Origin of the sequence: Rhizobium fabae, from assembly GCF_003985135.1 — a bacterium.
Lineage (GTDB): Bacteria > Pseudomonadota > Alphaproteobacteria > Rhizobiales > Rhizobiaceae > Rhizobium > Rhizobium pisi.
In genome coordinates this window covers 239,775-266,189 of record NZ_ML133648.1, presented here as the reverse complement: position 1 = coordinate 266,189, position 26,415 = coordinate 239,775, and the positions used below count along the sequence as shown (strand labels likewise).

General features: G+C 61.6%; 26 protein-coding genes. 10 read left to right on the top strand and 16 right to left on the bottom strand.

Annotated features, from left to right (window positions below; translation table 11 throughout):
• Window positions 1-9: 9 nt before the first annotated feature.
• The 5 genes from EFB14_RS09855 to EFB14_RS09840 form a co-directional block, all read right to left on the bottom strand.
• The gene (locus EFB14_RS09855; RefSeq protein ID WP_126824841.1) at window positions 10-1,899 is read right to left on the bottom strand and encodes a bifunctional sugar phosphate isomerase/epimerase/4-hydroxyphenylpyruvate dioxygenase family protein; all 1,890 of its coding nucleotides are present in this window, start codon (window positions 1,897-1,899) and stop codon (window positions 10-12) included.
• Between the two features lie 23 nt (window positions 1,900-1,922).
• On the bottom strand, window positions 1,923-2,090 hold the full coding sequence (locus EFB14_RS32845; protein WP_164737505.1) for a hypothetical protein: 168 nt from the start codon (window positions 2,088-2,090) through the stop codon (window positions 1,923-1,925).
• 210 nt (window positions 2,091-2,300) lie between these two features.
• Window positions 2,301-3,323 carry a HAMP domain-containing sensor histidine kinase gene (locus EFB14_RS09850; protein WP_126824837.1) on the bottom strand — a complete coding sequence of 341 codons (1,023 nt, stop codon included), beginning with the start codon at window positions 3,321-3,323 and terminating at the stop codon, window positions 2,301-2,303.
• On the bottom strand, window positions 3,323-4,027 hold the full coding sequence (locus EFB14_RS09845; protein WP_126824834.1) for a response regulator transcription factor: 705 nt from the start codon (window positions 4,025-4,027) through the stop codon (window positions 3,323-3,325). The genes EFB14_RS09850 and EFB14_RS09845 overlap by 1 nt, the downstream gene beginning before the upstream one ends.
• Window positions 4,028-4,074: 47 nt before the next feature.
• On the bottom strand, window positions 4,075-5,565 hold the full coding sequence (locus tag EFB14_RS09840) for a DUF4153 domain-containing protein (protein WP_126824831.1): 1,491 nt from the start codon (window positions 5,563-5,565) through the stop codon (window positions 4,075-4,077).
• Between the two features lie 513 nt (window positions 5,566-6,078).
• On the opposite strand from EFB14_RS09840, the gene tkt reads away from it, so the two are divergent.
• A complete protein-coding gene (tkt, locus tag EFB14_RS09830) occupies window positions 6,079-8,115 on the top strand; it encodes a transketolase (protein WP_126824825.1) in 2,037 nt (678 codons plus the stop codon).
• Between the two features lie 33 nt (window positions 8,116-8,148).
• Here tkt and EFB14_RS09825 read toward each other — a convergent pair whose 3' ends face one another.
• The 3 genes from EFB14_RS09825 to rapA2 all read right to left on the bottom strand — a co-directional run bounded on the left by EFB14_RS09825 (window position 8,149) and on the right by rapA2 (window position 9,720).
• On the bottom strand, window positions 8,149-8,337 hold the full coding sequence (locus EFB14_RS09825) for a hypothetical protein (RefSeq protein ID WP_064841742.1): 189 nt from the start codon (window positions 8,335-8,337) through the stop codon (window positions 8,149-8,151).
• A gap of 141 nt (window positions 8,338-8,478) precedes the next feature.
• Entirely contained in the window at window positions 8,479-8,715 is a 237-nt protein-coding gene (locus EFB14_RS09820; RefSeq protein ID WP_125843190.1) for a BrnA antitoxin family protein, read from the bottom strand.
• Window positions 8,716-9,006: 291 nt separating this feature from the next.
• On the bottom strand, window positions 9,007-9,720 hold the full coding sequence (rapA2, locus tag EFB14_RS09815) for a calcium-binding lectin RapA2 (RefSeq protein WP_125843192.1): 714 nt from the start codon (window positions 9,718-9,720) through the stop codon (window positions 9,007-9,009).
• Window positions 9,721-10,342: 622 nt separating this feature from the next.
• Between rapA2 and rpsU the strand changes: the two genes are divergently transcribed.
• Together rpsU and EFB14_RS09805 are read left to right on the top strand one after the other, a co-directional pair.
• Window positions 10,343-10,576 (top strand): 30S ribosomal protein S21, encoded by a 234-nt coding sequence (rpsU, locus tag EFB14_RS09810; protein ID WP_126824822.1) that lies wholly within the window; start codon window positions 10,343-10,345, stop codon window positions 10,574-10,576.
• Between the two features lie 58 nt (window positions 10,577-10,634).
• Entirely contained in the window at window positions 10,635-10,829 is a 195-nt protein-coding gene (locus EFB14_RS09805; RefSeq protein WP_125843194.1) for a hypothetical protein, read from the top strand.
• A gap of 62 nt (window positions 10,830-10,891) precedes the next feature.
• Here EFB14_RS09805 and EFB14_RS09800 read toward each other — a convergent pair whose 3' ends face one another.
• On the bottom strand, window positions 10,892-11,803 hold the full coding sequence (locus EFB14_RS09800; protein WP_125843196.1) for a LysR family transcriptional regulator: 912 nt from the start codon (window positions 11,801-11,803) through the stop codon (window positions 10,892-10,894).
• Between the two features lie 96 nt (window positions 11,804-11,899).
• Between EFB14_RS09800 and EFB14_RS09795 the strand changes: the two genes are divergently transcribed.
• Window positions 11,900-12,775 (top strand): aldo/keto reductase family oxidoreductase, encoded by an 876-nt coding sequence (locus tag EFB14_RS09795; protein WP_125843198.1) that lies wholly within the window; start codon window positions 11,900-11,902, stop codon window positions 12,773-12,775.
• Window positions 12,776-12,879: 104 nt separating this feature from the next.
• On the opposite strand, the gene ppk2 is transcribed toward EFB14_RS09795, so the two are convergent.
• The 7 genes from ppk2 to EFB14_RS09760 all read right to left on the bottom strand — a co-directional run bounded on the left by ppk2 (window position 12,880) and on the right by EFB14_RS09760 (window position 20,844).
• Window positions 12,880-13,794: a polyphosphate kinase 2 gene (gene ppk2, locus EFB14_RS09790; RefSeq protein WP_125843200.1), complete on the bottom strand. Its 915-nt coding sequence runs from the start codon at window positions 13,792-13,794 to the stop codon at window positions 12,880-12,882.
• Window positions 13,795-13,902: 108 nt separating this feature from the next.
• Window positions 13,903-15,555, bottom strand: coding sequence for a GMC oxidoreductase (locus tag EFB14_RS09785; RefSeq protein ID WP_126824819.1), 1,653 nt, complete (start codon window positions 15,553-15,555; stop codon window positions 13,903-13,905).
• Between the two features lie 83 nt (window positions 15,556-15,638).
• Complete coding sequence (locus EFB14_RS09780; protein ID WP_126824816.1) at window positions 15,639-16,721, bottom strand: ABC transporter ATP-binding protein; 1,083 nt, start codon at window positions 16,719-16,721, stop codon at window positions 15,639-15,641.
• Window positions 16,722-16,728: 7 nt separating this feature from the next.
• Entirely contained in the window at window positions 16,729-17,613 is an 885-nt protein-coding gene (locus EFB14_RS09775) for a carbohydrate ABC transporter permease (RefSeq protein ID WP_126824813.1), read from the bottom strand.
• Window positions 17,613-18,500 carry a carbohydrate ABC transporter permease gene (locus tag EFB14_RS09770; protein ID WP_125843208.1) on the bottom strand — a complete coding sequence of 296 codons (888 nt, stop codon included), beginning with the start codon at window positions 18,498-18,500 and terminating at the stop codon, window positions 17,613-17,615. The genes EFB14_RS09775 and EFB14_RS09770 overlap by 1 nt, the downstream gene beginning before the upstream one ends.
• A 100-nt stretch (window positions 18,501-18,600) precedes the next feature.
• Complete coding sequence (locus tag EFB14_RS09765; RefSeq protein WP_126824810.1) at window positions 18,601-19,833, bottom strand: ABC transporter substrate-binding protein; 1,233 nt, start codon at window positions 19,831-19,833, stop codon at window positions 18,601-18,603.
• Window positions 19,834-19,890: 57 nt separating this feature from the next.
• Window positions 19,891-20,844 (bottom strand): sugar phosphate isomerase/epimerase family protein, encoded by a 954-nt coding sequence (locus EFB14_RS09760; protein WP_125843212.1) that lies wholly within the window; start codon window positions 20,842-20,844, stop codon window positions 19,891-19,893.
• 221 nt (window positions 20,845-21,065) lie between these two features.
• On the opposite strand from EFB14_RS09760, the gene EFB14_RS09755 reads away from it, so the two are divergent.
• The 6 genes from EFB14_RS09755 (at window position 21,066) to EFB14_RS09730 (ending at window position 26,414) form a co-directional block, all read left to right on the top strand.
• Entirely contained in the window at window positions 21,066-22,136 is a 1,071-nt protein-coding gene (locus tag EFB14_RS09755; protein ID WP_125843214.1) for a LacI family DNA-binding transcriptional regulator, read from the top strand.
• Window positions 22,137-22,488: 352 nt separating this feature from the next.
• Window positions 22,489-22,908, top strand: a complete 420-nt coding sequence (locus EFB14_RS09750) for an acetyl-CoA carboxylase biotin carboxyl carrier protein (RefSeq protein ID WP_125843216.1) — start codon at window positions 22,489-22,491, stop codon at window positions 22,906-22,908.
• A complete protein-coding gene (accC, locus tag EFB14_RS09745; RefSeq protein ID WP_125843218.1) occupies window positions 22,908-24,299 on the top strand; it encodes an acetyl-CoA carboxylase biotin carboxylase subunit in 1,392 nt (463 codons plus the stop codon). The genes EFB14_RS09750 and accC overlap by 1 nt, the downstream gene beginning before the upstream one ends.
• Entirely contained in the window at window positions 24,296-24,718 is a 423-nt protein-coding gene (locus tag EFB14_RS09740) for an acetyl-CoA carboxylase (RefSeq protein ID WP_125843220.1), read from the top strand. Before accC ends, EFB14_RS09740 begins: the two co-directional genes overlap by 4 nt.
• Complete coding sequence (gene pxpB, locus EFB14_RS09735) at window positions 24,715-25,422, top strand: 5-oxoprolinase subunit PxpB (RefSeq protein WP_125843222.1); 708 nt, start codon at window positions 24,715-24,717, stop codon at window positions 25,420-25,422. Before EFB14_RS09740 ends, pxpB begins: the two co-directional genes overlap by 4 nt.
• Entirely contained in the window at window positions 25,419-26,414 is a 996-nt protein-coding gene (locus EFB14_RS09730; RefSeq protein ID WP_125843224.1) for a 5-oxoprolinase subunit C family protein, read from the top strand. The genes pxpB and EFB14_RS09730 overlap by 4 nt, the downstream gene beginning before the upstream one ends.
• Window position 26,415 lies beyond the last annotated feature (1 nt).

The window sequence follows — 26,415 nt, the reverse complement described above, 5'->3', positions numbered from 1 at the left end:
TATGGCGCCTCAGGCGCGGGGCAGGCCGGTCGGCCGCATGTGCTTCCTCAGCGCCGCGATCCTGAAAATGGCGTTTGCCGCGCCATAACCGCGATAACCGCGCCGCTCGACGATCTCGAAGAACAGGCCCTCGCCATAGGTCGGGCTGTAGAGCTGGAAATATTCGCCGTAATCGTCGCGATCGTAGAGGATGTTGTTGGCCTTGAGGCGATCGGCAAATTCGGCATCGAGGCCGAAGCGAGCTTCGAGATCGTCATAATAATTCGGTGAAATCGCAAGCGAGACGAAACCGTTTGCCGCAAGCGCGGCGGCGGTCGCAAAAATGTCGTCAGTCCTGAAGGCGAGATGCTGGATGCCGGAGCCGAAGGTTTCGGCGATAAAGCGGCCGGCCAGCGTGTTGCGGTTTTCCGCGCCGTTCATCGTGATGCGCAGAGACCCTTCCGCATTCTCGACCACCTGGCTACGGACGATGCCGGAGGGATCGACGATATCGACCATGGGCGTCTTCTCCGCCTCGACGAGCGACGTATAAAACAACAGCCAGGTCAGAAGCTCCTCGTATTTCATCGTTTGCGCCATATGGTCGATCGATTGCAGCCCAGCCGGCTGCGGAGGGATATCGTCCTCGATCGCATCGAACTCGATCTCCCAGATGCGGCCGAGCTCGGTCTTGCGGTCGAGGAAATAAAGGACGCCGCCACCGACGCCGCGAACGGCCGGCATCTCGATCTCGCCGGCATCGAGCGATTGCGCGAACCGTTCCGCCCCGAGCGCGACGGCGCGCTGCAACGCAGCCTTGGCATCATCAACCATCAGGCCGGCGGCATAGGCCGAGGTGCCGTGAACGGCATAGGAGGCACTGGCAAAGCCCTTCTGCTCGGTATTGACGACGAGATTGATGGCGCCCTGGCGAAAGACGGTGACGCGCTTGGTTTTATGCCTGGCCGCCTTGCGGAAACCGAGGCTGGCAAACAGCGCCTCGAGCGCAGGCGCCTCGTCCTCATCCGCGGTGAATTCGACGAAGGCGATGCCCTCGACGGCAGCGCGCGGCGGCATGGCCGGCACCGGCAGCGCGCTCTCCGGCTGCTGCCGCTTCACCTGGTCGCCGAGATAGATCAGAGAGCGGCGGCCGTCGACGGCGATCGCGCTCGGCGAACCGCCGCGAAACTGGTCGTTGAAAATCTCCAACGACAGATAGCCGTCATAACCGGTTGCGGCGACGGCCTTCATGAAATCGAGCACCGGCAGGTCGCCTTCGCCCGGCATGTTGCGGAAGTGCCGGCTCCAGTAGAGCAGATCCATGTCGAAGAGCGGCGCATCGGCGAGCTGAATGATGAAGATCTTCTCCTTCGGGATCGAGCGGATCGAGTTGACGTCGATCTTGCGCGACAGCGTATGAAAGCTGTCGAGGATCAGGCCGATATTCGGATGATCGGCCCGCCGGACGATTTCCCAGGCGTCGCGATGGTCGTGGATGTGGCGGCCCCAGGCGAGCGCCTCGTAACCGACGCGCAGGCCGCGCTTGGCGGCGCGCTCACCGAGCTCATGGAAGTCCGCCGCCGCCCGGTCGAGACCGCCGAGGGCAGCCGGCGAAACGTTCGAGCAGACGAGCACGAGATCGGTGCCCATCTCCTGCATGAGGTCGAACTTGCGCTCCGCTCGGTCGAAAGTGCGGCCGCGCAGCGGCTCCGGCATGCCTTCGAAATCGCGGAACGGCTGAAAGAGCGTGATCTCCATTCCGAGATCGCGCACCATGCGGCCGACTTCCCCAGGGCTCTCGTCGAAGATCAGGAAATCGTTCTCGAAAATCTCCACCCCGTCGAAACCTGCCTTGGCGATCGCCTCAAGCTTGTCACGCAGGTCGCCGCTCAATGAAACGGTCGCAATCGATGTCTTCATCGGAGTGGTCCTCGCAATAGGCGTTACGCCGTCATGGTCTTGAAATGCGCAAGCATGCGACCAACATCGGGCTCCCTGCCGGTGATCAGGCGAAAGGCGCCGAGCAAAACCATGCCCGCGAGCAGCTGGGCGATCGTCACCTTCAGCACGAAGAAATAAAAACGATGATACGGGTCATGCGCTCCTCCCAAAGCGTGGCCTTGCCCTTGCCGGCTGACCGTCGTCAGACACGCGAATGCGCGTCATAACCGAGATATTGCCGTCGCGATCGACTCCTCCGCTGTTCGCTCTTTCAGAATGTACTAACTAGTTCGTATGTCAAGCAACATCTGTTGAAACATGCCGCCAACGTGAATAAGACTGACGGGCAAGGAGGCAGTTACCTTTTGGGAGGCTCCGCCTCAGCCCCGCGCGGATAGGGCGGGCAGCGTGATCTCGAATTCGGCGCCGGCGCCTGCCGTCTGCAGCAAGCGGATCGTGCCGCCGTGGGAACTCAGCATGGCGCGGACGATGCCGAGCCCCACGCCGGTGCCGCCCTGCTCGCGGCGGGTCGAGAAGAACGGCTGGAAGACGCGCTCGCAGTTTGCCTCGGAAATGCCGCTGCCGTCGTCGCGGACAAGAATGACGGCTGTTCGGGCACTGGCCGACACTGTGAGTTCCAGGAGCGTGGCGCCGTGCTGCAAGGCGTTTTCGGCAAGATTGGTAAAGACGATGCCGGCTGCTTCCTGGGGAAGAGCAACTGACAATCCCGTATCGCCTGCGCCTGAGATCCTGAGGGCAGGGAATTGTCCGCGCAGCAAGGATATGATGTCTGCGACGCTGATCTGGCCCTCGGTCAAAGGCGTTTCGGCTTGCGCAAGCTCCCTCAGCCGCTGCAGCAATGCATCCAGCCGGACTGCGTCGGCGACGATGTTGTCGAGAAAATGCAGCCGCTGCGCTTTCGTCATCTGCTGCTCGCCGTCATCGTCGCGTAAAAGCTCTGCCGCACCCCGGATGGCCGTCAGCGGCGATTTCAGCTCATGAGAGACATGGGCGGCAAAGGAGCGGACATATTCGGTGCGATCGACCAGTTTCCCGGCGAGATCGAGGAAGCTTTGCGACAGCACCGCGATCTCACGCGTTCCATGACTTTCGAGCGGCCGGATTGCAGCCTTGCCGCCGCGGGCGATCTCGTCCGCGCGGGCGATCAAGGCGTCGATAGGCCCGGTAATCGTGCGCGTCAGCACATAGGCAACGGCGAGCGTCAACAGGAGGACAACGACGAGGGCGCCGATTTCCGTCGGCGCCATTCCGCTCGAACTCGCCTCGGCGGTGCGAAACCAGATGACGATCAGGATCGGCAGCATCATGACGGTCAAAAGCACGGCAAAGACGATCAGCGCCAGCGTCGGCCGCCACTTCGTGCGGACTTTCGGCGCCGGCATCAGACCTTCCTTCCGATTTCGCCGCCGAGCTTGAAGCCGATGCCGTGAACGGTTGCGATGACCCCCGAGCCGCCAGCGGCCCCGAACTTGGCCCTGATGTTGCGGATATGGCTGTCGATCGTCCGGTCGGAGACATAGGTGTTCGGGCCATAGGCCGCTTCCATCAGCTGTTCGCGGCTGAAGACCATGTCCCGGTGTGACAGCAATGCATCCAGGATGGCAAATTCGAGCGCCGTCATCGCGATGGCGCTCTCGCCTAATGTGACCGTCCTGCCGCGGCGGTCCAAACTGAGTTCGCCGGCAACCAGAGCGGCATGGCGTCTGTCAGGGCCTGCTTCACTGCCGCTGCGCTTCAGGATCGCCTTCACCCGGGCGACGAGTTCGCGCGGGCTGAAAGGTTTGGTGACATAGTCGTCTCCGCCGATTTCGAGGCCCAACACCCTGTCGATCTCCTCGTCGCGCGCCGAAAGAAACAGGATCGGAAGGCCCGAAGTCTTGCGGATCTGGCGGCAGACTTCCAGACCGTCCATGTCGGGCATGCCGATATCGAGAATGATGAGATCAATGTTGCCGCGTCGGAAGGCCGCCATCGCCTCGATGCCGTTGCGGGCTGCCGTCGATGCCATGCCGGCGCGTTCGAGGGCGAAGCAGATCACATCGCGAATGTGAGGTTCGTCATCGACGACGAGAATGCGGGGCGACATCCACCAGTCCTGCGTTGTTTGTCGGACCTGTTGTTATCGTTCTCGTTCTATCTTGCAATGGGAGAAAGGAGATAGCTGTCCAGTCGCGCAGACCGGAAAGTCCAGCTCCGCCAGTCGCGCCGGCGCATCTCAAAATTCCTGGCGAGGTAGTACCGAACTGTCACCGCTTGGGTCCTCTGGTCCATCAGATGATCCGGCAGCTTGAGGAGATAGAGATCGAGTGCGGGAATGGCGGAAGGGCCGAGTGAGGAGAGATAATCGATATCAAGCGGCTGGCCTTCGAAGCTGATCTCCCGGCTGTGGGTGACATTGAAGCGGGCGATGAAAGCGGGGAAATCGATGAAGGCGCTGATGTAGAGAACGGCGATGAGGGAAGCGAGGTTGGTGGCGATCAGCCATTCGTTGGATCGGTTCAGCAGAATGCGCAGCAGAATCAAGGCAAGGCCGATGGCGACGATGCCCATCCAGAGACCAGCGGCAACACGCAGTTCCGTCAGCGAATAGGCCTCGACGTAAAGCTCGAGCCGCAGTATCGAAGACAGGCAGAGAAGGATGTTCTGGCCGATCCATGCGTAGACAAGGCCGCGGATCAGGGGGCTTTTATCGCCGGGGCCATCGGGCCGCATGGCGAGGAGGACGAAACCGGCGGCAAGAAGCGCTGTCGCAATCAGCGGATAGGCGCCGCGATGAGCATATTCGGCATGGCTCATGTGATCGGGCAAATCGGCGCCGCCCCAGAGATAGACGAGATCGAGAAGCGTCTGCACGGCAAAGAGCGCATTGAAGAGAAGCAGCGACCGCAGCAGCGAGGCGTGGCCGAGCGGTGCATTTTTGGTCGGCACGATATGGAGCGCTCTGCTGGCTTGCGACCTCGCAGTGCGGCGTGCCAGCCGCGGCCGGAGCATCGCCCAGACGACCGCTGATATCACCACCCAGAAGCCGATCCGCCAGGGATCAAGAAACTGCAGCAGAAGGTCAAAACGGATACTGCGCAGCGTGACCTCGATGAGCGGATTCGCCGCCGCAAAAAGAAGCAGGAAGACCGATGCGAGAATGAGCGGCATCACCCAGAGGCCGATGCTTCTGCGGATTTCGGCTGAAGACGAATGTTTGGCCCGTGTCGCAAAATATCTCTTGCTGTCCTCGACAAGCCGGAATGGAATGACGACAGCGAAACGAAGAAACACAGAAGGCAGCTCGGTTAGGCTGCGCGGTACAAGTCTGGCGCAGGTGAGAGCAACTGACATCAAGGCGCAGAGGCAAAGAACAAAGCCCATGGGCGACGATGTTTCCAGCAGAGGCGCCGACGCCAGGATCGAAAAGCCGAGGAGAAGAGCCGCCGTTAAAGGCGAGAGGCTCTTCATGGCCGAGAACAGAATGCAGGCGCAGATGGCGAGCGCAAAGAGAAAAAGATTTATCCCGGGTTCCTGGCCAAAGATCAGAAAATCCGCCAGCGCCACGATGCCAAGCAGCACGGGAATTCGGCCGGGATTGCGTCTGATGGGCATCGGCGATGTCAAGGTGTCGGTTGTGTCCATTGCTGGTCCTCTCGTAAATGCCGCCGTTCCATCACGATGCGCATGCTTGCGGAGATCCCCTCGGAAAGGGCCCCCCGAGGCTGGCGCGTCTCTATCAGCCACCACCCGTCCTTGCGGAGGCGATCCGGCACAGCGGAGGGTGTGATGCGGGGCGGGGTGTCGTTCTTGCTCATGACAGGAAAATGCCCCGCCGGATTGCAGATTTTGTGCAGAAGGTGAGGAGCAATTCAGGAAAATCGCGCTGGCCTGCCAGGTCATTTAGGAAGTGCGAAGAGGGCGTCGTCTACATCCCTCACGACAGGTTTTTCTTATCCGCTTGACGGCGCCGGCGCGCGGAGGAGGTCGTAGAAATCGGTCTTTCTTAACGCGGATGGTATCCACAACTGGAAACTCCGCACTAGGTTCAGCCTGGATCCGTCAAATTCGCCGCGGCGGGCTCTTAGGCCACGGTCAACGAGACAACGGGGCAGACATCTGCCTTCACAATCCAGGTACTCCAAGGAGTTTCTCCCAATGCCGGACACCTCTCAAGCGCCGAAGACATTCCCAGCTCCCAAGGATCAACGCCTCCGGGATCTCGCCGACTGCATCCGTTTCCTCTCCATGGACGCGGTTCAACAGGCAAAGAGCGGTCACCCCGGCATGCCGATGGGTATGGCTGACATCGCGGCGGTTCTCTTTTCCGAGTTTCTGAAGTTCGATGCGGGCGATCCCCATTGGTTCGACCGCGATCGTTTCGTCATTTCCAACGGCCATGGCTCGATGTTGCTCTACAGCCTGCTCTATCTGACGGGCTACAAGGACATGACGATCGACGAGATCAAACGCTTCCGCCAGATCGACAGCCGCACCGCCGGTCACCCCGAATATCGTCACGCCACGGGCATCGAAACGACGACCGGCCCGCTGGGGCAGGGGATCGCAAACTCCGTTGGTCTGGCGCTCGGCGAGCGGATCATGAACGCCTCGTTCGGCGACAATCTGGTCAACCACCACACCTATGTCTTCCTGGGCGACGGCTGCCTGATGGAAGGCATCAGCCACGAGGCGATATCCCTTGCCGGACATCTGAAGCTCGGCAAGCTCATCGCCTTCTGGGACGACAACTCGATCTCGATCGACGGCGCGACAAGTCTTGCCGAATCCGATGACCATCCGGCACGTTTCCGCGCGGCGAACTGGCACGTCCAGCAGATCGATGGGCACGATACCGATGCGATCCGCGCTGCGATCATCGAGGCGCAGAAGGTGACGGATCGGCCGTCGATGATTGCCTGCAAAACCATCATCGGCTTCGGTTTCCCCACAAGGGCGGGAACGCAGAAGGCCCATAGCGACGCGCCCGGAGAGGACGAGATCGCCGGCGCCCGCAAGATCCTCGGCTGGACATCGCCTCCCTTCGAAATACCGCAAACGCTTCTGAGCGATTGGCGGAAGATCGGCGCCAAAGGCGAGTCGGCGCGGATGGCCTGGGCGATCCGTCTCCAGACCGCTTCGCCGGAGAAGCGAGACGATTTTCAACGACGGATGAAGGGAGAGCTTCCGTCCGGCTGGCGCGCCGCCATCGCTGCGGCAAAGCAGGAACTCTTAGGCTCCGAAAAGGACCTCGCCACCCGACAGGCGAGCGGCATCGTGCTCAACCATCTCTTCGATGCGATCCCTGAGCTGCTTGGCGGGTCGGCGGATCTGACGCCCTCGAACAACACCAAGACCAAGAACCAGGTCGAGATCAAGCCTGGGGAATATGGTGGCTCCTATATTCACTATGGCGTCCGCGAGCACGGCATGGCGGCGGCGATGAACGGCTTGGCGCTGCATGGGGGGCTTGTTCCCTATGGCGGGACGTTCCTGACCTTTTCCGACTATTGCCGCCCGGCGATCCGGCTCGCAACGATCATGGAGGTCCGTTCGATTTTCGTGATGACGCATGACTCGATCGGATTGGGCGAGGACGGGCCTACACACCAGCCGATCGAACACCTGAGTGCACTGCGCGCCATTCCTCGCCTCGCCGTCTATCGTCCGGGCGACCCGATCGAAACGGCCGAGTGCTGGGAGGCGATCATGGATACGCCGCGGCAGGCGGCGCTGATTGCCCTGTCTCGCCAGCCGATGCCGCTTTTACGCCGCGACCCGACGGACGAGAACCGCTCGGCAAGGGGAGCCTACGTTCTTCAGGAAGCCGAAGGCGGCGAGCGGCAGCTGACGATTCTTGCCTCCGGCTCGGAACTGCATCTGGCGGTTGAAGCCCGCTCGGTGCTGCAGAACGAGGGGATCCGCACTGCCGTGATTTCGATGCCGTGCAGGCTGCTGTTCGAGAAGCAGGATGCCGCCTACAAGAGATCGGTGTTGGGTGAGACGCGAGCGAGAGTCGCCGTCGAGGCTGCCGTGCAGGATTCCTGGGACCGTTATCTCGGTCTGGACGGCGTGTTTGTCGGCATGCATGAATTCGGAGCATCCGGCAAAATCGACGACGTTTACAACAAGTTCGATATCACGACAGACGCCGTGATACGCGCTGGACGCGAAGCGACCGGAAAACAATCCTAGCGATCCAAAGCAGGCAACCAGGCCGAGCGCCGATTACCTAAATCTTGGCGCTCGCTTGGCGTTGTGGAGCAGTTCGCAGGCGGTCGCGAATGGCCCGAAAAGTTTGAGCAGCAGCGCTTGTTCCTCTGCGTCTATACGGTGACGAGCGCAGAACTCCGTTACGGACCAGACTTTTGTCAGATCGTCTGTTTCGATTTGTTTGGGTTCGATGTGTTCGGTCAACGGCGTCTCCTCCAAATGCCAAGACTACGCCCCCATGGCATTTATAAGAATTAGCTAAAAAATGCTATTTGCACAACCGAAGAAAGACGTCGTCACTCCGCTGCAACGGGGATACCGGACTATTGGATGGCACGGATGCTGTCAGGCTTTGTCGATCATCGCCACGCGCAAGATATGGTTCATGCGGTCTTGCCAGCCCGGGCCATCGGCCTGGAAATAGGCGAGCACGTCGCTGTCGAGCTTCAGCGAGACGAGTTCCTTTGCGTTGGGCAGCACCGGCCGTTCGACGGCAGCGGGCACGGCGATCTTCTTCGCCGGTTTGAACAGTGCTTCCGCAGCGTCAAGTGGATTGAGCGGCCGGCGCGGTGGTCGGGACATAGACATCTCCAAAGGCGGGGTGTTGTCGCCACATTGTATCGCGTTGGTGCGTGAATACCGGTTGCTTCGTCTCCGTCGAAACACCCCAAGCATTCGCGGCTTATGGGTTGCGTCAGGCAACCTATGAGGATTCGAACGGTTTAGCCATCGCTGCAAGCTGTCCGGCTAGGGGTTTTACTTCCGCTCAGATGTAACCGCACCTTGCCGCGCCTTGCATCAAGACACGCGCACATATGAAAACGCCCGCCGATTATGCGGCGGGCGTCGTTTGTTCATGAACTCAGCCGCTGATTAAACGAGGTGAGCGTCGGTGCCGGTGATGTTGAGCGTCAGGACGCCGACATCCGTGTGGCCTTCGCCGTCGGAGATCTTGTAGTACTGGACGTTTTCCGTGACCTGCTGGCCGGCAGTCAGGTCTTCCGTCAGCGTGTAGGTGAATTCACCATTCGGCTTGACGTGGAAGATGCCATGGTCGCCAGCGATGTCGGTAACGGCGTCGAGGCCGCTCTTGGCGCTGACGTTCGTGCCGTCGAACTGACGGAGGAAGAGCTTGCCGTTGTCGCCCTTAATGTCGTTGCTGAGAACGTTGCCACCCATGACGTCGCCTTCGGAGAAGCTGAAGTGGTCATCGACAGCCACCGGCTTGACCTGGGTTACGCCCTTGATGTTCAGGGAGAACACGCCGACGTCGGTGTGGCCGGCGCCGTCGGAGATCTTGTAGGTGACACGTTCGGTCAGCGTTTCACCGTTGGTGAAGCCGATCTTGGCAGCGTCGCTGAGAACGTAGGTATAGCTGCCGTCCGGCTTGACGAAGAAGGTGCCGAAGTCGCCATGGATCTCGGTGACCTGGCTGTTGCCCTGCTTGGCACCAACGCTTTCGCCGTCGAAGGCGCGCAGGTACAGGTGGCCGTTGTCGGAAGAATCGTTGGAAAGCAGATTTCCGGAAATTACGTCAGTTTCGTTAAATGTTGCACTATCATCAGTTGCGTGTATCGGCGAAGCCATTGCTCTCTCCTAAAATTGTTTATCGACGGGTCAATTTTGACCTTAGCGAGCGGCTCCTTTAACAACTGATTAATACTATAAGTCAATAACCTATTTACCAGAAGGTTAATTTCGCCGCCGATTTTCCCGTTGCTTCATTTCCGATGGAATAATTCCATTTTCACGCAAATTTGAAGAAAAATTGGCGAACTAATACGCGGATAACTTGAGTAAAATGCTAGAGACGGATACCTCCGGTGGAGTTTTGTGACGCAACGGGTTCGCCCGTTGCAATCGCGGTCTCCGAGACTTATTTTACAGCTGCGACCGATCGAAGCGGGACCGAAGCCGTATGGCTTGTAGGCGACACGCTTGCGCATCGCGCCATACGCTGCGCGATAAGCAATCCCACACACAAGCGATAACCCGGCCATGGCCGGCGAAGGATTTTTTTGAACGACCCAAAAAAAGTCACCGCGGTTGCGGCGGCCAAACCGCGTGAAGGTGACGAGTTCGCCGCCCCGCCGGGAGCTGGACGCCGTCTCCCTGCCTTCTCACCTGGCGCGAATTGCAGGCGCTGATTGTCGAGCAGCTCGGCTGAACGGCGATCATCACACCACCATCTCAATAAGGAGAACTTGAAATGCAGGTACTCGTCAGAGACAACAACGTCGATCAGGCCCTCAGGGTTTTGAAAAAGAAAATGCAGCGCGAAGGCCTGTTCCGCGAAATGAAGGAACGGCGCGCCTACGAGAAACCATCCGAACGTCGCGTCAGGGAAAAGGCGCAGGCGATCAGCCGGCAGCGCAAGGCTGCCCGCAAGAAGATGCAGCGCGAGGGCCTGCCTGCCGGGAGCAAGCGCACGGCTGCCCGCTAGCGGCTCCTGCCTGGGAGGCCTCCCAGGCCTCGGTGGTTATATCCGGAAAGGACAGACAATGGACGAACTGAACAGCCTCACCGTCTCGGAGGAACGCCTGGAAGATTGCCGCGATGTCGTGGAGCCGGATCTGCAGGATCTGATCCAACGCGCCCTGACATCCGGCTTTTCCCGGGAAGAGATCCTCATCGCGGTCAGCGAACTGGTCGCCGAAGACTTCGCAGTGGTCATGAAAACCCCGAGCGTCCATTGAGGGCGACCATGAGAAGATCAGGGGATCATGGCGACAACGCCGGGGTCAAGCTCTGACGCCGCTCAGCGCTGGCTGGCCGATGCCTTGACGAAATCGATGAACGCCCGCAGCGGCGCGGGGACCAGGCGCCGTCCGGGATAATAGAGGAACGGACCGGAAAAACGCTGCCACCATGGTTCGAGGATCGGCTCGAGGGCGCCGCTGTCGAGATGCGGGCGCAGCCAGTCCTCGAAAACGTGGATAATCCCCGTACCCGATATCGCAGCGTCCACCTTAAGATCGGTCGCCCCGCCGATCCTGACGATCAGGGGGCCGCTCGGCTCGACCCGAACCACCTCGCCGTCTCGCTCGAATTCCCAGGGCGTCGTCAGCGCGCCGCTGGCAAATCGGCCGAGCAGACAGGCATGGCCGAGCAATTCGCTCGGGTGCCGCGGCCGGCCATGACGATCGAGATAGTCGGGGGACGCCGCAGTGGCAAAGCGCTGCACGCGTGGGCCGATCGGCACGGCGATCATATCCTGCTCCAGCCGCTCATCATAACGGATGCCGGCGTCACAGCCGGCGGCGAGCACGTCGATGAAGCTCTCTTCGGCGACCACCTCCAGCCGAATGTCGGGATAGGCGGCGAGAAATGGCGGAACGATGGCGGGCAACACCAGCCGCGCCGCGCTGACCGGCACATTGAGCCGCAATGAACCGGCCGGCCTGTCGCGAAAACCGTTGACGACATCGAGGGCGGACTCCACTTCCGACAATGCGGGACCGAGCCGCTCCAGCAAACCCTTGCCCGCCTCTGTCGGAACGACGCTGCGCGTCGTGCGGTTGAGCAACCTGACGCCGAGTTGAGCCTCCAGCCGACGAACCGCCTCGCTGAGGAAGGAGGCGCTGCCGCCGCTGGCACGCGCGCCCTCACGAAAACCGCCGGCCTGTGCCACGGCCACGAAGGCATTCAAATCACTCAAGTCGACTTTCATTGTTCGCGATCCCGCACAGCCCGTACGGATTGTACCCAGTTTTCACGCGGCCGGACAACGCCTAACTTCGTGTCATCTCTTGAAAGGAGTTCGATCATGTCCACAATCGATCAGTCCGGCACATTCACCATCGGCGACCGTCGCGTCAAACGGCTTGGCTACGGCGCCATGCAGCTTGCGGGTCCAGGCGTGTTCGGTCCGCCCAGGGATCATGACGCCGCCTTGGCGGTGTTGCGCGAAGCCGTTGCTTCAGGCGTCAATCACATCGATACCAGCGACTTCTACGGCCCCCACGTCACCAACCGGATCATCCGCGAAGCGCTGCACCCTTATCGCGACGATCTCGTCATCGTCACCAAGATCGGCGCGCGGCGCGGGACGGATGGATCATGGATTCCGGCCTTCTCTCGCGAAGAGCTGACGCAGGCGGTACACGACAACCTCCGCAATCTCGGCCTGGATGTGCTCGACGTGGTCAACCTCAGAATCACGTTCGACCTGCATGGCCCCGCCGAAGGATCTATAGAGGAGCCCCTGGCGGTGCTTGCCGATCTTCAGCGACAAGGTCTCGTCCGTCAGGTGGGCTTAAGCAACGCCACATCGAAACAGGTCGCCGAAGGCCGCGGGATCACCGAGATCGTCTGCGTGCAGAACCAGTACAATCTCGCGCATCGGGCCGACGATGCCCTCATCGACGAGCTTGCGGGCAAGGGCATCGCTTATGTACCGTTCTTTCCGCTCGGCGGCTTTACCCCGCTGCAATCGTCCACGCTCTCCAACGTCGCCGCACGCCTTGGCGCCACGCCCATGCAGGTTGCGCTCGCCTGGCTGCTGCGCCGTGCGCCGAACATACTGCTGATCCCCGGCACCTCCTCCGTCGGCCATCTCAGGGAAAACCTCGCCGCCGCCGGACTGATGCTGCCGGATGATGCTGTCCAGGAACTGAACAGCATGGCGAAGACCGCCGTCTGACGCCATTGGAGGGTCGCGGGTGATCCGGTCGCTTACGCCATGCCTTCGCGCATGGCGTAAGCGCAGTGCCGTATCCGGCTGCGAAAACCCGTTGGGGCTATGCCTCAATAGCGCTCGGGAACGTATAGTTCCGGCGGCACTGGCGCCCTGATGTAATCGGCATGGCGAACGCGATCCGGCAACTCAATATCCTGCTTCGGGACATCCTCGTAAGGAATCTGCTCGAGCAGATGGGCGATGCAGTTCAGCCGGGCCCGCTTCTTGTCTACGGCCTGGACCACCCACCAGGGCGCTTCCTTGGTGTGCGTGCGCGCCAGCATTTCTTCCTTGGCCTTGGTATATTCTTCCCAGTGGACACGGCTTTCCATATCCATCGGCGAAAGCTTCCACTGCTTCAGCGGATCGTGGATGCGCATTTTGAAGCGAAATTCCTGCTCCTCGTCGGTGATCGAAAACCAGTATTTGATCAGCACGATCCCGGAACGGACGAGCATCCGCTCGAATTCCGGCACAGAGCGGAAGAACTCCTCGAGTTCGTCCGGGGTGCAGAAACCCATGACACGCTCGACGCCGGCGCGGTTGTACCAGCTGCGGTCGAAGAGCACCATTTCGCCGGCAGTCGGAAGATGCGGGACATAGCGCTGAAAATACCATTGATGGCGTTCCCGCTCGGTCGGCGCGGGCAGCGCGACCGTGCGGCAGACGCGCGGATTGAGCCTTTGGGTAACACGCTTGATCGCGCCGCCTTTGCCGGCAGAGTCCCGGCCTTCGAAAAGCACGACCACCTTGAGCTGCTTGTGCTGAACCCAGTCCTGCAAACGCACCAGCTCGTGCTGCAGCCGGAAGAGTTCCCGGAAATAGATCTTCCGCTCGAGTGTCTGCTCGGCCGGCTCCGACATTCCTTCGGCGACCAGATCGTCCAGTCGGTCCTCCTCCATCTGCATTTCCAGCTCCTCATCGAAGCTGTCGGCGATTTCGGCCTTTATCCGGCTAAGCTGGTCCTGATGTGTTTGAGACATGGCCTGTTCCTTTTTGCTTTTTTGACAGGAGCATGTCAGTGCGAAGTTTGTGTGACAGTTCTGACAACCGTCCACCGAGATGGCCCGACCCCAGCCACCGAAGCGCGTCTACAGCTGCCCCGCCCGGTACTGATCGACAAGGTTCCGGCATGCGCGGATCGTCAGGGCCATGACGGTGAGCGTCGTGCCGGCGATACCGCTGCCGGGAAAGGCGCTGGCATCGGTGACGATGAGGTTCGGCGCATCCCAGACCTGGTTGTAAGAGTTGAGCACCGCGGCCTCCGGGGTTTGGCCCATGCGCGCGCCGCCCGTCTCGTGAATTGCCGCGCCCATGCACATTGTCTTGCGGAACCATTTGCGGAACATGAAACGGCTGAAGGCATCGGCGTCGGGGAAGGCACCCTTGCCCATCTCCTTGAGGCCTGTGGGCGAGCCGATGAATTCGAGGTCGCCGCCAACTTCCCTGACCATGGCGATGAGCGTCTCCTCCTGACGGCCGAGGAGTGCCCGTTCCTCCTCCTGCATGACGCAGCGGATATGCGGCACGGGAATGTTCCAGGCATCCCTGCGCCTGGCATCGAGGGTGATGCGATTGTCGGCGTAGGGCAGCATTCGGCCAAAGCCGAAGAAGGCGAGACGCGCATCGGTGTGCTCCGAGACCGGCGCGCGACCGACGCTGCCCTGGTAATCGAAATCGCCGCGGGCAACGTCACCTTCGCCGAAGCGGGGAATGAAGATCCCGCCTGACGGATTGTAGAATGGGTCGGTTGGTGCGGAATCGTCGTGCGCCCAACCTTTGGCTTTGGAAAAGGAGCCGAAGGCGAGGCAGGGAAGCTGGTCCATGAAATAGCGGCCGAGAGCGCCCGAGCTGTTGCCGAGCCCATCGGGATGTTTCGCCGAAGCCGAATTCAGGAGCAGCCGCACGCTCTCGATCGGCGAGGCCGAGAGCACCACTGTCGCGGCGTGGGCGGTCGATACCTCGCCGGTGTTGCGATCGATGAACTCAGCGCCGGTGGCGCGGCCGGTTTTCTCGTCCGTGGTGATGCCGCGAACGACGGCATCGTAACGGATCGTCAGCCGGCCGCTGGCCTTTGCTTCGCGCAGTGGCCGCGGCATGCGGTCGGCGTCGGGCGCGATATAGCGCCACGAGATGACGTGCCGCTCCGGCCAGCGGCTTTCGACCGCCTGCTTGAAGGTCTGTTCGGCGGGCGTCAGGCTTGCCGGCTTCGCATAGACGCCGTCCGGCAGGGTCGGCACGTTGTCCTTATTGCCGTAAAGCCCGAGATAGGCCTCCACCTCGTCGTAGAAAGGCGCCAGCTCGTCATAGGAGACCGGCCAGTCGACGCCCTTTCCGGCGCGTGTGTGGATCTTGAAATCGTCGTCGGTCCAGCGCAGCAGCACCCGCCCGAAACTGTGGAGGCGCCCGCCGCCCTGGCGGCCGCGGATCCAGAGGAAGGGTTCGCCCTTCGGCGTCGTATAGGGGTTCTTGCGATCGTTGACGAAGAAATGGCTGAAGCGTTCGGTGAAAAACGCCGCGCGCGCCTGGATCGGCTGGCCCTTGAGGGTCGCGCGCGCGCGCTCCCAGATATTGATGCTGCTTGCCGGCGCCTTCTTGCGCGCCGGGTCGAAATCCCCAGGCCCGACGGCGGGACCCGCCTCGAGCAGCAGCACCGACAGCCCTTGCGCCGTCAGTTCTTTTACCGCGAAGGAACCCGCCGCGCCGGAGCCGATCACCAGCGCATCATAGACGATCTCAGGCATGTCTTTTCAAATCCTGTCCCGGAGCAATCCTCAAAACGACGCGAAGCGCGTGCGGAATTGCGGGAAAACGAAGGGATGGCGCGTCACAGCCGCGATCCGTCGGCGCCGAAGAGGGAGGCCTTGGCGATATCGAGCCCGGGAGCCACGGCATCGCCGGGCTCGAGTGTGACGTCGCCCATCAGCCGGAGCGAGAGGCTCTGGTCCGCCCAGTCGAACCAGACGACGGCATCCGAACCCATCGGCTCGACAACGGAAACGCGGCCCGGAATGGTGGGCAGGCCGCTTTCGGCGCCGTCGAGCACAAGATGCTCAGGGCGAAAGCCGAGTGTAGCCGGTCCTTCAGCTACGGCTGCGCGGAAGGAGTAGTCGGAGAGATCGATGGTCAGCCCCTTGCTCCTGAAGACTAGCGGCCCGTCGCCGCGCTCGATCCGGCCCTCGACGAAATTCATCGCCGGAGCGCCGATGAAACCGGCAACGAAGAGATTGGCCGGGCGGCGGTAAATCTCGGCCGGGGAGGAGAGCTGTTGGATCACGCCGTCGCGCATGATGGCGATACGATCGGCAAGGGTGAGGGCCTCGACCTGATCGTGGGTCACGTAGATCATCGTATTGCCGAGGCGCTGGTGCAGCTTCTTGATCTCGACGCGCAGTTCGTTGCGCAGTTTGGCGTCGAGGTTCGACAGCGGTTCGTCGAAGAGGAAGACATCGACTTCACGCACCAGCGCCCGGCCGATGGCGACGCGCTGGCGCTGGCCGCCCGACAGTTCGGCAGGGCGCCGGTCGAGCAGCTTGTCGAGATGGAGAAGGGCGGCGGTGCGGGCGACGCGCGCCTCGATCTCGTCCTTCGGCAGGCCGGCGACGCGCAGGCCGAAGGAAAGGTTCTTGCGCACCGACATGCGGGGATAGAGCGCGTAGGACTGGAAGACCATGCCGATGCCGCGGTCTTTCGGCTCCTCCCAGCTGACATTCTTGCCCGAGATCCAGACTTCGCCTGATGTAATGTCCTGCAGGCCGGCAATGGCGTTCAGAAGCGTGGACTTGCCGCAGCCGGAAGGCCCAAGCAATACCAGGAACTCGCGAGGCGCGATGTCGATGGACATCTTCTCGATCACCGTGTGATCGCCATAGGCGATCTTCAGGTCCTTGACGGAGACGGCAGATTGCATGGAAGCGTTACCCCTTGACTGCGCCGGCCGCGATGCCGCGCACGAACCAGCGGCCGGACAGGAAATAGATGGCGAGCGGAACGATGGCGGTCAGGATGGTCGCCGCCATGTTCACATTGTAGGTCCGCTCGCCCATCGTGGTGTTGACGATATTGTTGAGCTGCACGGTCATCGGCAGGTTGTCGCGCCCGGCAAAGACGAGACCGAGCAGGAAATCGTTCCAGATGCCGGTGAATTGTAGCATGGAGACGACCACGACCATCGGCACGGCGATCGGCAGCATGATCTCGAAAAAGATGCGCCAGAAGCCCGCACCGTCGACGCGTGCCGCCTTGCAGAGTTCCTCCGGGACGCTGACGAAATAGTTGCGGAAGAGCAGCGTCACCAGCGGCAGGCCGAAGATGACGTGGACGAGAATGATGCCGGCGAGCGAATTGTAGAGATCGATATTCGCCATCGCCCGGACCATCGGATAGAGGAAGATCTGGTAGGGGATGAGGCCGCCGGCCATCAGCAGACCGAAGAGCAGGTTTGCCCCGCGCGGGCGCCAGAGCGACAGTGCATAGCCGTTGACGGCGCCGATGAAGACCGAGAGCGCCACCGAGGGAAGGGTGATTGCCACCGAATTCCAGAAGCCGCTGCGAATACCGACGCAGACTGTTCCCATGCAGGCGCCCGACCATGCGGTCATCCAGGCGGAAAAATCGAGCCTGGCCGGCAGGGCGAATATCTCTCCGAGCCGGATTTCGTCCATGGACTTCAGCGAAGTGGCGACCATGGTGTAGAGCGGCAAAAGGAAGAACAGCGCTGCGACAACAAGGAAGGTATAGAGACCAATGCGCCCGGCGGTGATCTGTACCGGCTTCGGGCCGTTTGGATGAGGATCGGCCATTACGCGGCTCCCTTCGCTTTGCCGCGCATGTGCATCGCGTAGCGGAACGGGGCGACGGCGATAATCACGCCGAGGACGAGCACCGTCGCGCCGGCTGTCGCAAGGCCGAGGTTCTGGCGCCCGAACAGATTGTCCATGATGAATTTCGCCGGCACTTCCGTTGCATTGCCGGGGCCGCCATTGGTCATGGCGACGACGATGTCATAGGTCTTGATCACACCCATGGCGAGCAGCATGCCGGCGGCGGCCAGCGCCGGCCCGAGCTGCGGCAGGATGATCGAGACGTAGATGCGCCAGACGGGAATGCCGTCGATCCGCGCCGCCTTCCATTGCTCGGCCTCGATGCCGCGCATGCCGGCGAGCGCAATGACCATGACAAGCCCCGCGCCCTGCCAGACGCCAGCGAGCACCAGCGCATAGATCGCCATGTCGCGATTGACGACCCAATCGAGGACGAAGCTTTCCCAGCCAAGCGACCGCACGCTTGCCTGAATGCCGAGTGTGGGATTGAGCATCCATTGCCAGATCAGCCCCGTCACCACGAAGGACATGGCATAGGGATAGAGGAATATGGTCCTGAAGGCGCTTTCGAAACGGATCTTGCGGTCCAGTGCTGCGGCCAGCAGGAAGCCGAGCAGCAGGCAGCCCGCGACGTAAAGGACGCCGAAGATCAGCACGTTTTGCAGCGAGGCCAGCCATTTGGCGGAAGAGAAGAGCTTCGAATACTGCGCAAAGCCGACATAGATCGAAGATGGAAACAGCGTCGAATTGGTGAACGACAGCCGGATCGACCAGGCCATGGTGCCGATAAAGACTGCGACCGCGACAAACCATGTCGGCAGCAGCGCGATGGTGGCGGAAAGATTGGCTTTGCGTTTGATGGACATCGGCCAGCTCGTTGACGGGAAAACGGGGCACAGGCTGCCATGCAAGGTGACGGCCCGGCAGCCGTGGCGTCGGGATCAACCCGACGCCACGGGCACGATCCTACTCGAAGATGGCGAAGAAGTTCTTGGCCGCAGCGCCTGCGTCGTCCGAACCGCCGCTCCAGTATTCGTCGACGAAATCGTCGAGCGCGCCGACCTGCTGGGGCGTTAGCACGATCGCCTGGTCCGGCACGATGGCGCCGGCACTCATCAGTTCGGCGCCCTTCTGGGCACAGGTATCCAGTTTAGACTTGTCAACATCGGAGCGCATCGGCACCGAGCCCTTCTTGAGGGCGAATTCAACCTGGACTGTCGGGTCCATGACGACTTCGGCGAGCAGTTTCTGCGCCTTGTCGGTCGCAGCATTGCCCGTTTTGGGGAACCAGAGGGAGTCGGCGATATAGACCATGCCCTTCGATTCCGGTGCGATCATGCAGCCGTAATCCTTGCCCGGCACCTTGCCGGCAACGGTGAACTCGCCCTTTGCCCAGTCGCCCATGAACTGCACGCCGGCCTTGGCGGTGATCAGCATGGCGGTCGCGTCGTTCCAGTTGCGGCCGGCAGCGCCGGCATCGACATAGCCGCGCAGCTTGCCGAGGATTGCGAGCGTCTTCTTCGCGCCCTCGACGGATGCCTCGCTCTTGTCCTTGTCGGCATAGATCTTCAGGAAGCCGTCGATCCCGACCTGCGAGAGCAGGATCATGTTGAAGACCTTGGTCTGCTGCCAGGGCTGACCACCCCAGGCGACCGGGACGACGCCGGCAGCCTTCAGCTTATCGAGATCGGCGAAGAACTCGTCCCAGGTCTTGGGCTCCTGCGAAATACCGGCCTTATCGAAGGCCTCCTTGGAATAGAAGACCCAGCTTTCGCCATGGGCTCCGGTGGGCGCCAGATAGACCTTGCCGTCATAGGAAATGAGATCCTGGATCGATTTCGGCAGGGCGTCGGCCCATTTACCGGCGGCGGCCACGTCATCGATCGGATTGAACAGGCCCTGGCTGACGAAATCGGCGGCTGCGAGGCCAATGACGCCCTGCTTGGCGCCGGGCGCGTCACCCGCGACGATACGGTTCTGGAAAGCGGCATCGGCTGCGCCGAAACCAGCGATCGAGGAATCTTTCCAGACGCCGCCGCGCTTTTCGAATTCCGTCTTGATGACGTTCAGGGCCGCCGCCTCGCCGCCCGACGTCCAGGACGACATGATCTCGATCGTCGGCTTGTCCTCGGCATGCGCCGAGGCGAAAAAACCGGCAAGTGCCACGCCGGCAAGAAAGAGCTTCATCATGGTCTTCATAGTTCCACCTCTTGAAAATGCCCTCTTTGCGGGGCGTTTGTTGTCTTGGAATTGTTGTCAGCGATAGATCGGCAGGAGCGCCTGCCGGACGAGCGTAAGCCCGTTGGCGATGTCGCGGACGGGATCGGGCGCGGCATCGAGTTCGAGGATCGCCCAGCCTTCATAGGCCCGGTCGCGCAGCAGCCGGATCCAGGCCGGCCAGTCGACCCGTCCGAGGCCGAAACTGCAGAAGTAGGGCTGGTGGCTTTCGTGGATGTGTCTGTCGATCGGCGTGTCGACCGGCATCGGGCCGATCGCATCCTTCCAGTGGGCGATGATCATGCGTTCGTGATGGCGATCGACGAGCTGGACGGGATCGGAGCCGGCAACGATGATATGGGCCGTATCAGGGCACATATGCACATAGGCCGGATCGGTGAGCATCATCATCAGGTCGACGTCGCGCGCACTGGCAAAGATCGAGTGCGCCTCAGTGTGCAGTGCAAGCCGCACGCCCCTGGCAAAAAGGATCGCACCGAGCCGGTTGAGGAAGTCGGCAATCACTTTGGCGCGGTCGAAATCGTGGAACTGCACCGGCTGGGCGCCGAGCGTCTGGCGTAAGGGCCCGCCGATCACCATGATGTCGCTGCCGCAGGCCTTCAGGAAATCGGCATAGCGCTCCGCCTTGTCGATCAGCGCACGCTGGGCCTCGGGGTCGGCAAAGTCGCCGGCCGCTTCGAGCTCGGCGAAGAAGCCGCTGCACAGAGTCAGGCCGCGCCTTGCCAGCTCGGCCCCGAAGGCGTCGACGGAACCATAGGTCTTGATGGCGTCCTGCCAGTTGAAGGGAGAGAAGGTCAGCTCGACGCCGGTGACGCCGGAGGCCTGGACGCTGTCGAGTATCTTGTCCCAGAAGGCTCGCGGCTCGCCGCGCGCATGGTCGACGATCGCTTCATGGCTGTCGACGCCCCAGAAACCGGGATGGAAGAATGTCACGAGATCGACGCCGAAGCGCAGCCTGTCGCCAGTAGCCATAACCTATCCATTTCCTAAGGCATGGCCTACCCGCGTGCGGAAGGATGTTCCGCATCCAATAAGCCATGGATTTTCAACGCATTAAGGATTGGCAATCGTTTGCCATGACCAAATGATAATCAAGCTGGTTTTTTAAGCAAGCGATTTTTGGCAAACGTTTGCTATAAATCGTCGCCTGCCTTAAAGTTGCAAATCGAAGCATCCGGAAGAGAGAAGCAAAAGTGAACAAAAACAAGGATGTGGCCGGAGAGGAGCAATCGGGCGCGTTGATGGCCGATGTTGCGCGGCTTGCCGGCGTGGCGATCTCGACGGTCAGCCGGGCGCTTGCCAATCCCGGGCGGGTCAACGAAAAGACCCGCGCCAAGATCAATGCGGCAGCGAGACAGCTCGGCTATACGCCGAATGCCATGGCGCGCGGTCTGAGAGTTGGCAAATCCAACATCGTCATGATCATCCTGCCGGGATCGCTTTATTACGGTGTCTCCCAGATTATTCCGCAGGTTCTGCAGAGCATCAACAAGTCGCTCATTCAGGGCGGCTACAACCTGATGATCGCCAACCTCGACCGCGACGAGATTTCCGAACGGCATATTCTCGACCTCGCCTTCGGCGGCAGCGTGCGAGGGGCCATCATCCTGTCGTCGAAGCTTCCTGAAGTGGACGGACGCTCGCTTGCCGGTTCCGGCCTGCCGATCGTTTCAATGCTGCTCGACATGAGCGATGCGGGCCTGCAGAGCGTCGTGACCAACGACCGTGAGGCGGTGCGCGATGTCACGGCCGAACTCATCCGGCTGGGCCACCGACGGTTCTTCTATCTGGCAGGGCCTGAAGACAATTATCACGATGTCGAACGTTATGCCGGCGTGCTCGAGGCGCTCGGGGCGGCGGGATTGTCCGAGGAGCTGGTGCATCGTTCGGGCGGTCAGCTCGATTATCAACACGGCTTCGACATAGGCGTTCAGGCAGCGGATGATTTCGTGCAGCTGACCGAGAAGCCGACGGCAGTCATCGCCACCAGCGACGACATGGCCATCTCATTTGTCAGCCGGATCCAGCGTACGGGCTTGAGCATTCCCGATGATCTCTCGGTCGTCTCCTTCGACGGCTCGCCCGTCTGCGAATTCTCCTCCCCGCCGCTCTCGACGATCGAGCAGCCGGTGGAAGAGATGGGACGCGCGGCGGTCGATCTCCTGCTCGATGCCATTGACCAGCGGCAAAAAGCGGGGAAAGTCCGCACCGTTATCCGCAGCAAGCTTATTCTGCGGGAGAGCGTCGCTCCTCCGAGGAGCTGACGGAGCCGGCCCCTCCGCGGAACGTCGATGGCGATGTCTCGATGAGGCTTGATGCCGAAACGGGAACCCTTGAGCAGATCTTGCTCTCGGCCGAAGCCTGGGCGAGAGAAGCACGCGCGATGGGAGGCGCTGTTTCCAAAAACGCTTTGCTCTTCGATGGATTCTATTTCGTCTAGCCGGGCTGGCTGCCATCAAGAACGTCAAGCGACAGGTCCCCATAGGGCGCGGATTGCGCTCCATCAAAACTTCGTCTGACCCCATCAGTCGACACGTCGTGCTACGAAAATCACAACACCGGGCGATCTGAAACTTCGGCTATGCGCGGTGGAATTTTGAAATTCCGAGCACGCACATGGACCTCTCGAAGATCAAGACGCTGATCGACTTTGTCGGACGATCGAACATTACCGAGCTGACTGTGACGGAAAAGGACGTGACGGTTCGGATTTTCCGAACCGCGACGGGGCAGGAGGCTGTCGCCGAACTCGAGCAAAGGCCGAGATCAATCGTCGATGCGCCTTCGAGCGGCGAGAAACCGTCCCATGTAGTGAAGGCGCCCGTCTTCGGCGTTCTGCACAGGGCCCCGGCGCCCGGGGAGCCGCCATTCGTCGCAATCGGCGACGCTGTTGAGGAGGGGCAGACGCTTTTTATCATCGAAGCGATGAAGGTCTTCAACACGATCGCCGCGCCGCTGTCCGGGTGCATCACGCGCCTGACCGAAATCGACGGCGGCGAGGTCGAGACCGGCGAGCTGCTGGCGGAGATTGCCTGATGCCGGAAATGCCCGAACAATCCGCAACTGCCGGACGCCGCTTCGATACGGTCCTCATCGCCAACCGTGGCGAGATCGCAGCCCGGATAGAGCGCGCCTGTCGCGAGCTCGGCCTGAAGACGGTCGCCATCTGCTCCGAGGCGGACAGGGACGCGCCCTACGGCAGCACCGCCGACAGCTTTCTCTGCATCGGCCCGTCAAGTGCAGCCAGGAGCTATCTCAATCAGGATGCCATTCTTCTCGCGGCACGTCTGACCGGCGCAGGCGCCATCCATCCCGGCTATGGCTTTCTGTCGGAAAACGCAGCCTTCGCCGACGCCGTCGAAAAGGCGGGGCTGATCTTCATTGGCCCGAGTGCCTCGTCGATTGCGACGATGGGCGACAAGATCTCGGCGAAGCGGGCGATGATGGCCGCCGGCGTCCCATGCGTTCCCGGCCCGGACACCTCGCTGCCCGACGATCCCACATCGGTCGAACGCATCGCGCTGGAGATCGGATATCCCGTCATCATCAAGGCGGCCGGTGGCGGTGGCGGACGCGGCATGCGTGTCGTGCCGAAGTCCGATCAACTGCATGAGGCGATCGCGCTGACGCGGGAAGAGGCGCGCAAGGCCTTCGGTTCCCCCTCGCTCTACATGGAGAAATTCCTCCAGCATCCGCGCCACATCGAGATGCAGGTTGTTTGCGACGATCACGGCAACGCCGTGTGGCTGGGGCACCGGGACTGCTCGATGCAGCGCCGCCATCAGAAGGTGGTGGAGGAGGCGCCCGCACCTGGGATCGCAGCCGATATCATCCAGCCGGTTGGCGAGGCCTGCGTGCAGGCCTGCCTCCAGATCGGCTATCGCGGCGTCGGAACCTTCGAATTCCTCTATGAGGACGGGGCTTTCTATTTCATCGAAATGAACACGCGCCTTCAGGTCGAACATCCCGTCACCGAGGTGACGAGCGGGCTCGACATCGTCCAGGCACAGATAGAGGCGGCCCAAGGTCACGTTCTCAATCTCACCCAAGGCGATGTGACGTGCAAAGGCCATTCTTTCGAATGCCGCATCAACGCCGAGGATCCGGACACCTTCCTGCCGTCGGCTGGCGTCATCACCCATCTGGTTTTGCCCCAGGGGCCGGGCATTCGGGTCGATACCCATATTCATACCGGCTACACGGTCTCGCCCTATTACGACTCGCTGATCGCCAAGCTGATCGTGCATGCGCCGACGCGGGCGGAAGCGATGGCGAGAATGTGCGACGCGCTTGCCGGCACGGAGATCGAGGGAATCGCCACCAATATTCCCTTCCTGCGCTCCCTGTTCGAGGACCACGCATTCGCGCGCGGCGAGACCGACATCCACTATCTCGAACACTGGCTGAAGCTGCGGAGGGCGGCATGAGCGCGATCGATTTCAGCGATCCGGCAACCATCGCCTTCCTCACCGACGCGCTGACGACCGCAGGCGTGCACGGGCTCGAAATCTCCCGTCCGGACGGACAGCTTCGTATCGTCGTCGCCGGAAAAGATGGCGCCCGGCTCAGCTCGACCGGAGCGCCGCCACGCGCGCCCAGTTCCGCAACGGCCGTCGTGAAGGCGCCGATGGCAGGCCGCTTCTATGTCGAGCATCCAGGCTCCGCCACGCCCCAGAAGCTGCCGCGCTCCGTATCCGACGCGGACGTCGTCGGTTTCGTCGGGGTAGGGCATGTCCTGCTTCCCCTTCGCGCCAGCCGTTCCGGTGTTTTGATCCGGCTGCTCGCCGAGCCCGGCGCCCTGGTCGGCTTCGGTGATCCCCTGTTCGAAATCGAGCTTCAGCCATGATCGTCACGACGAACAGACGCGCATCCCAACGCGAGATCGTTCCAGCCACCAATAGCCAGGCTCGCGTTTCCTCGATCGGCGCCAGATCCTTCCTGCTCGAGGCGCCAGGCGATTTCGATCTTGCCGCGCAGCGGCGGATCTGGGCCCTGTCCCAGACGGTGAAGGGCTGGCCGGACCTTGCTGAAAACATCCCCGGCATGACCAACCTGCTGGTGATCTTCAAGGAGACGCCTGAAGATCCCGATGCGGTGGTCGCCCGGCTGCTGGAGGCGTGGGAGAATGCGCGCAGTATGGATCTCAAGGGCAAGACGATCGAGATCGCCGTCCATTACGGCGGCGACCATGCGATGGATCTTCCAGCCCTTTGCGATCTTTCGGGCTTAAGCGATCGCGAGGTCATCCGTATCCACCACGAAGCGACCTACCGCGTCTTCGCCTTGGGCAGCGCTCCCGGTTTCGGCTATCTGCACGGTCTCGATCCGCGCATCTACATGCCGCGGAAGACCGTGCCTTCGCTGAAGATGCCGAAGGGTTGCGTGACGATCGGCGGCATGCAGACCGGCGTCGCCATGCTCACAGGCCCCAACGGCTGGAATTCCATCGGCTTTGCGACCCTTGAGATGTTCGACCCCACCTTGCCGAGCCCCGCCATGATGGCGCCGGGAGATACGGTGCGGTTCCTGCCGGCGAGGATCGAGCTATGATCGAGATTTTGGAAAGTGGCCCGTTCAACACGGTGCAGGATCTTGGACGCCCCGGCTACCGCGATATCGGCGTATCGGCGAGCGGCGCGATGGATCCGCTTGCGGTCCGGATCGGCAATATTCTCGTCAGCAATGACGAAAATGCGGCCGTGATAGAGGTGCAGACCTTCCCGTTCAGCCTGTGTTTCGAGCAGCGAATCGTCTTTGCCGTCACCGGCGCCGACGGCAATCCTCATCTGGACGGATCGGAACTCCTTCCCTGGTGTGCCTATCTCGCGGAACCGGGACAGGTTCTCGAATTGAGGCAACCTCCGCAGCTTGCGCGTGCCTATATCTCGCTCGGAGGCGGGCTGGATATTCCCGTTGTCATGGGTTCGCGAAGCACGTCGCTCCGCGGCGGCTTCGGGGGCAATGCCGGCCGGCCTCTGGCGAAGGGCGATCGGATCGCGGTCGGCGAGGACGCGGAGATCGCCATGCTGCCGGCCCAGGGTCTTGCCGTCGTCGAACCGGCCGTAGCGTTGCGTGATGTCTTCTCCGCTTCCGTCGACGGCACGCTGCCGATCCGGGCCCTGCCAGCCGGCGAGCACGATCTTTTCGCCGGAGATAGCGAAGATTTCTGGAGCCAGACCTGGAGGATTTCCTCCCGCAGCGACCGCACGGGCTATCGCCTCTCCGGCGAACCGATCACGCCGACGGCGTCGATCGAGATGCGTTCCCACGGCGTCGTACCCGGCGTGATCCAGGTTCCGCCCGGCGGCGAGCCGATCGTGCAGATGAGCGATGCGAACACCGCCGGCGGATATCCGAAGATCGCCGGCGTCATCGAGTGCGACCTGTGGCGGCTCGGGCAGGCCCGCATCGGCGCCCGCCTCAGCTTCGTTCGCTCGACCCATGCCGAAGCGCGCGCCGTGGAACAGGCTGTCGCCCGCTATGTCGACGACGTCAGGCAGACATGCCGGATGGTCAAGCGCGCCTTGAAGGCGATGGCCTGAT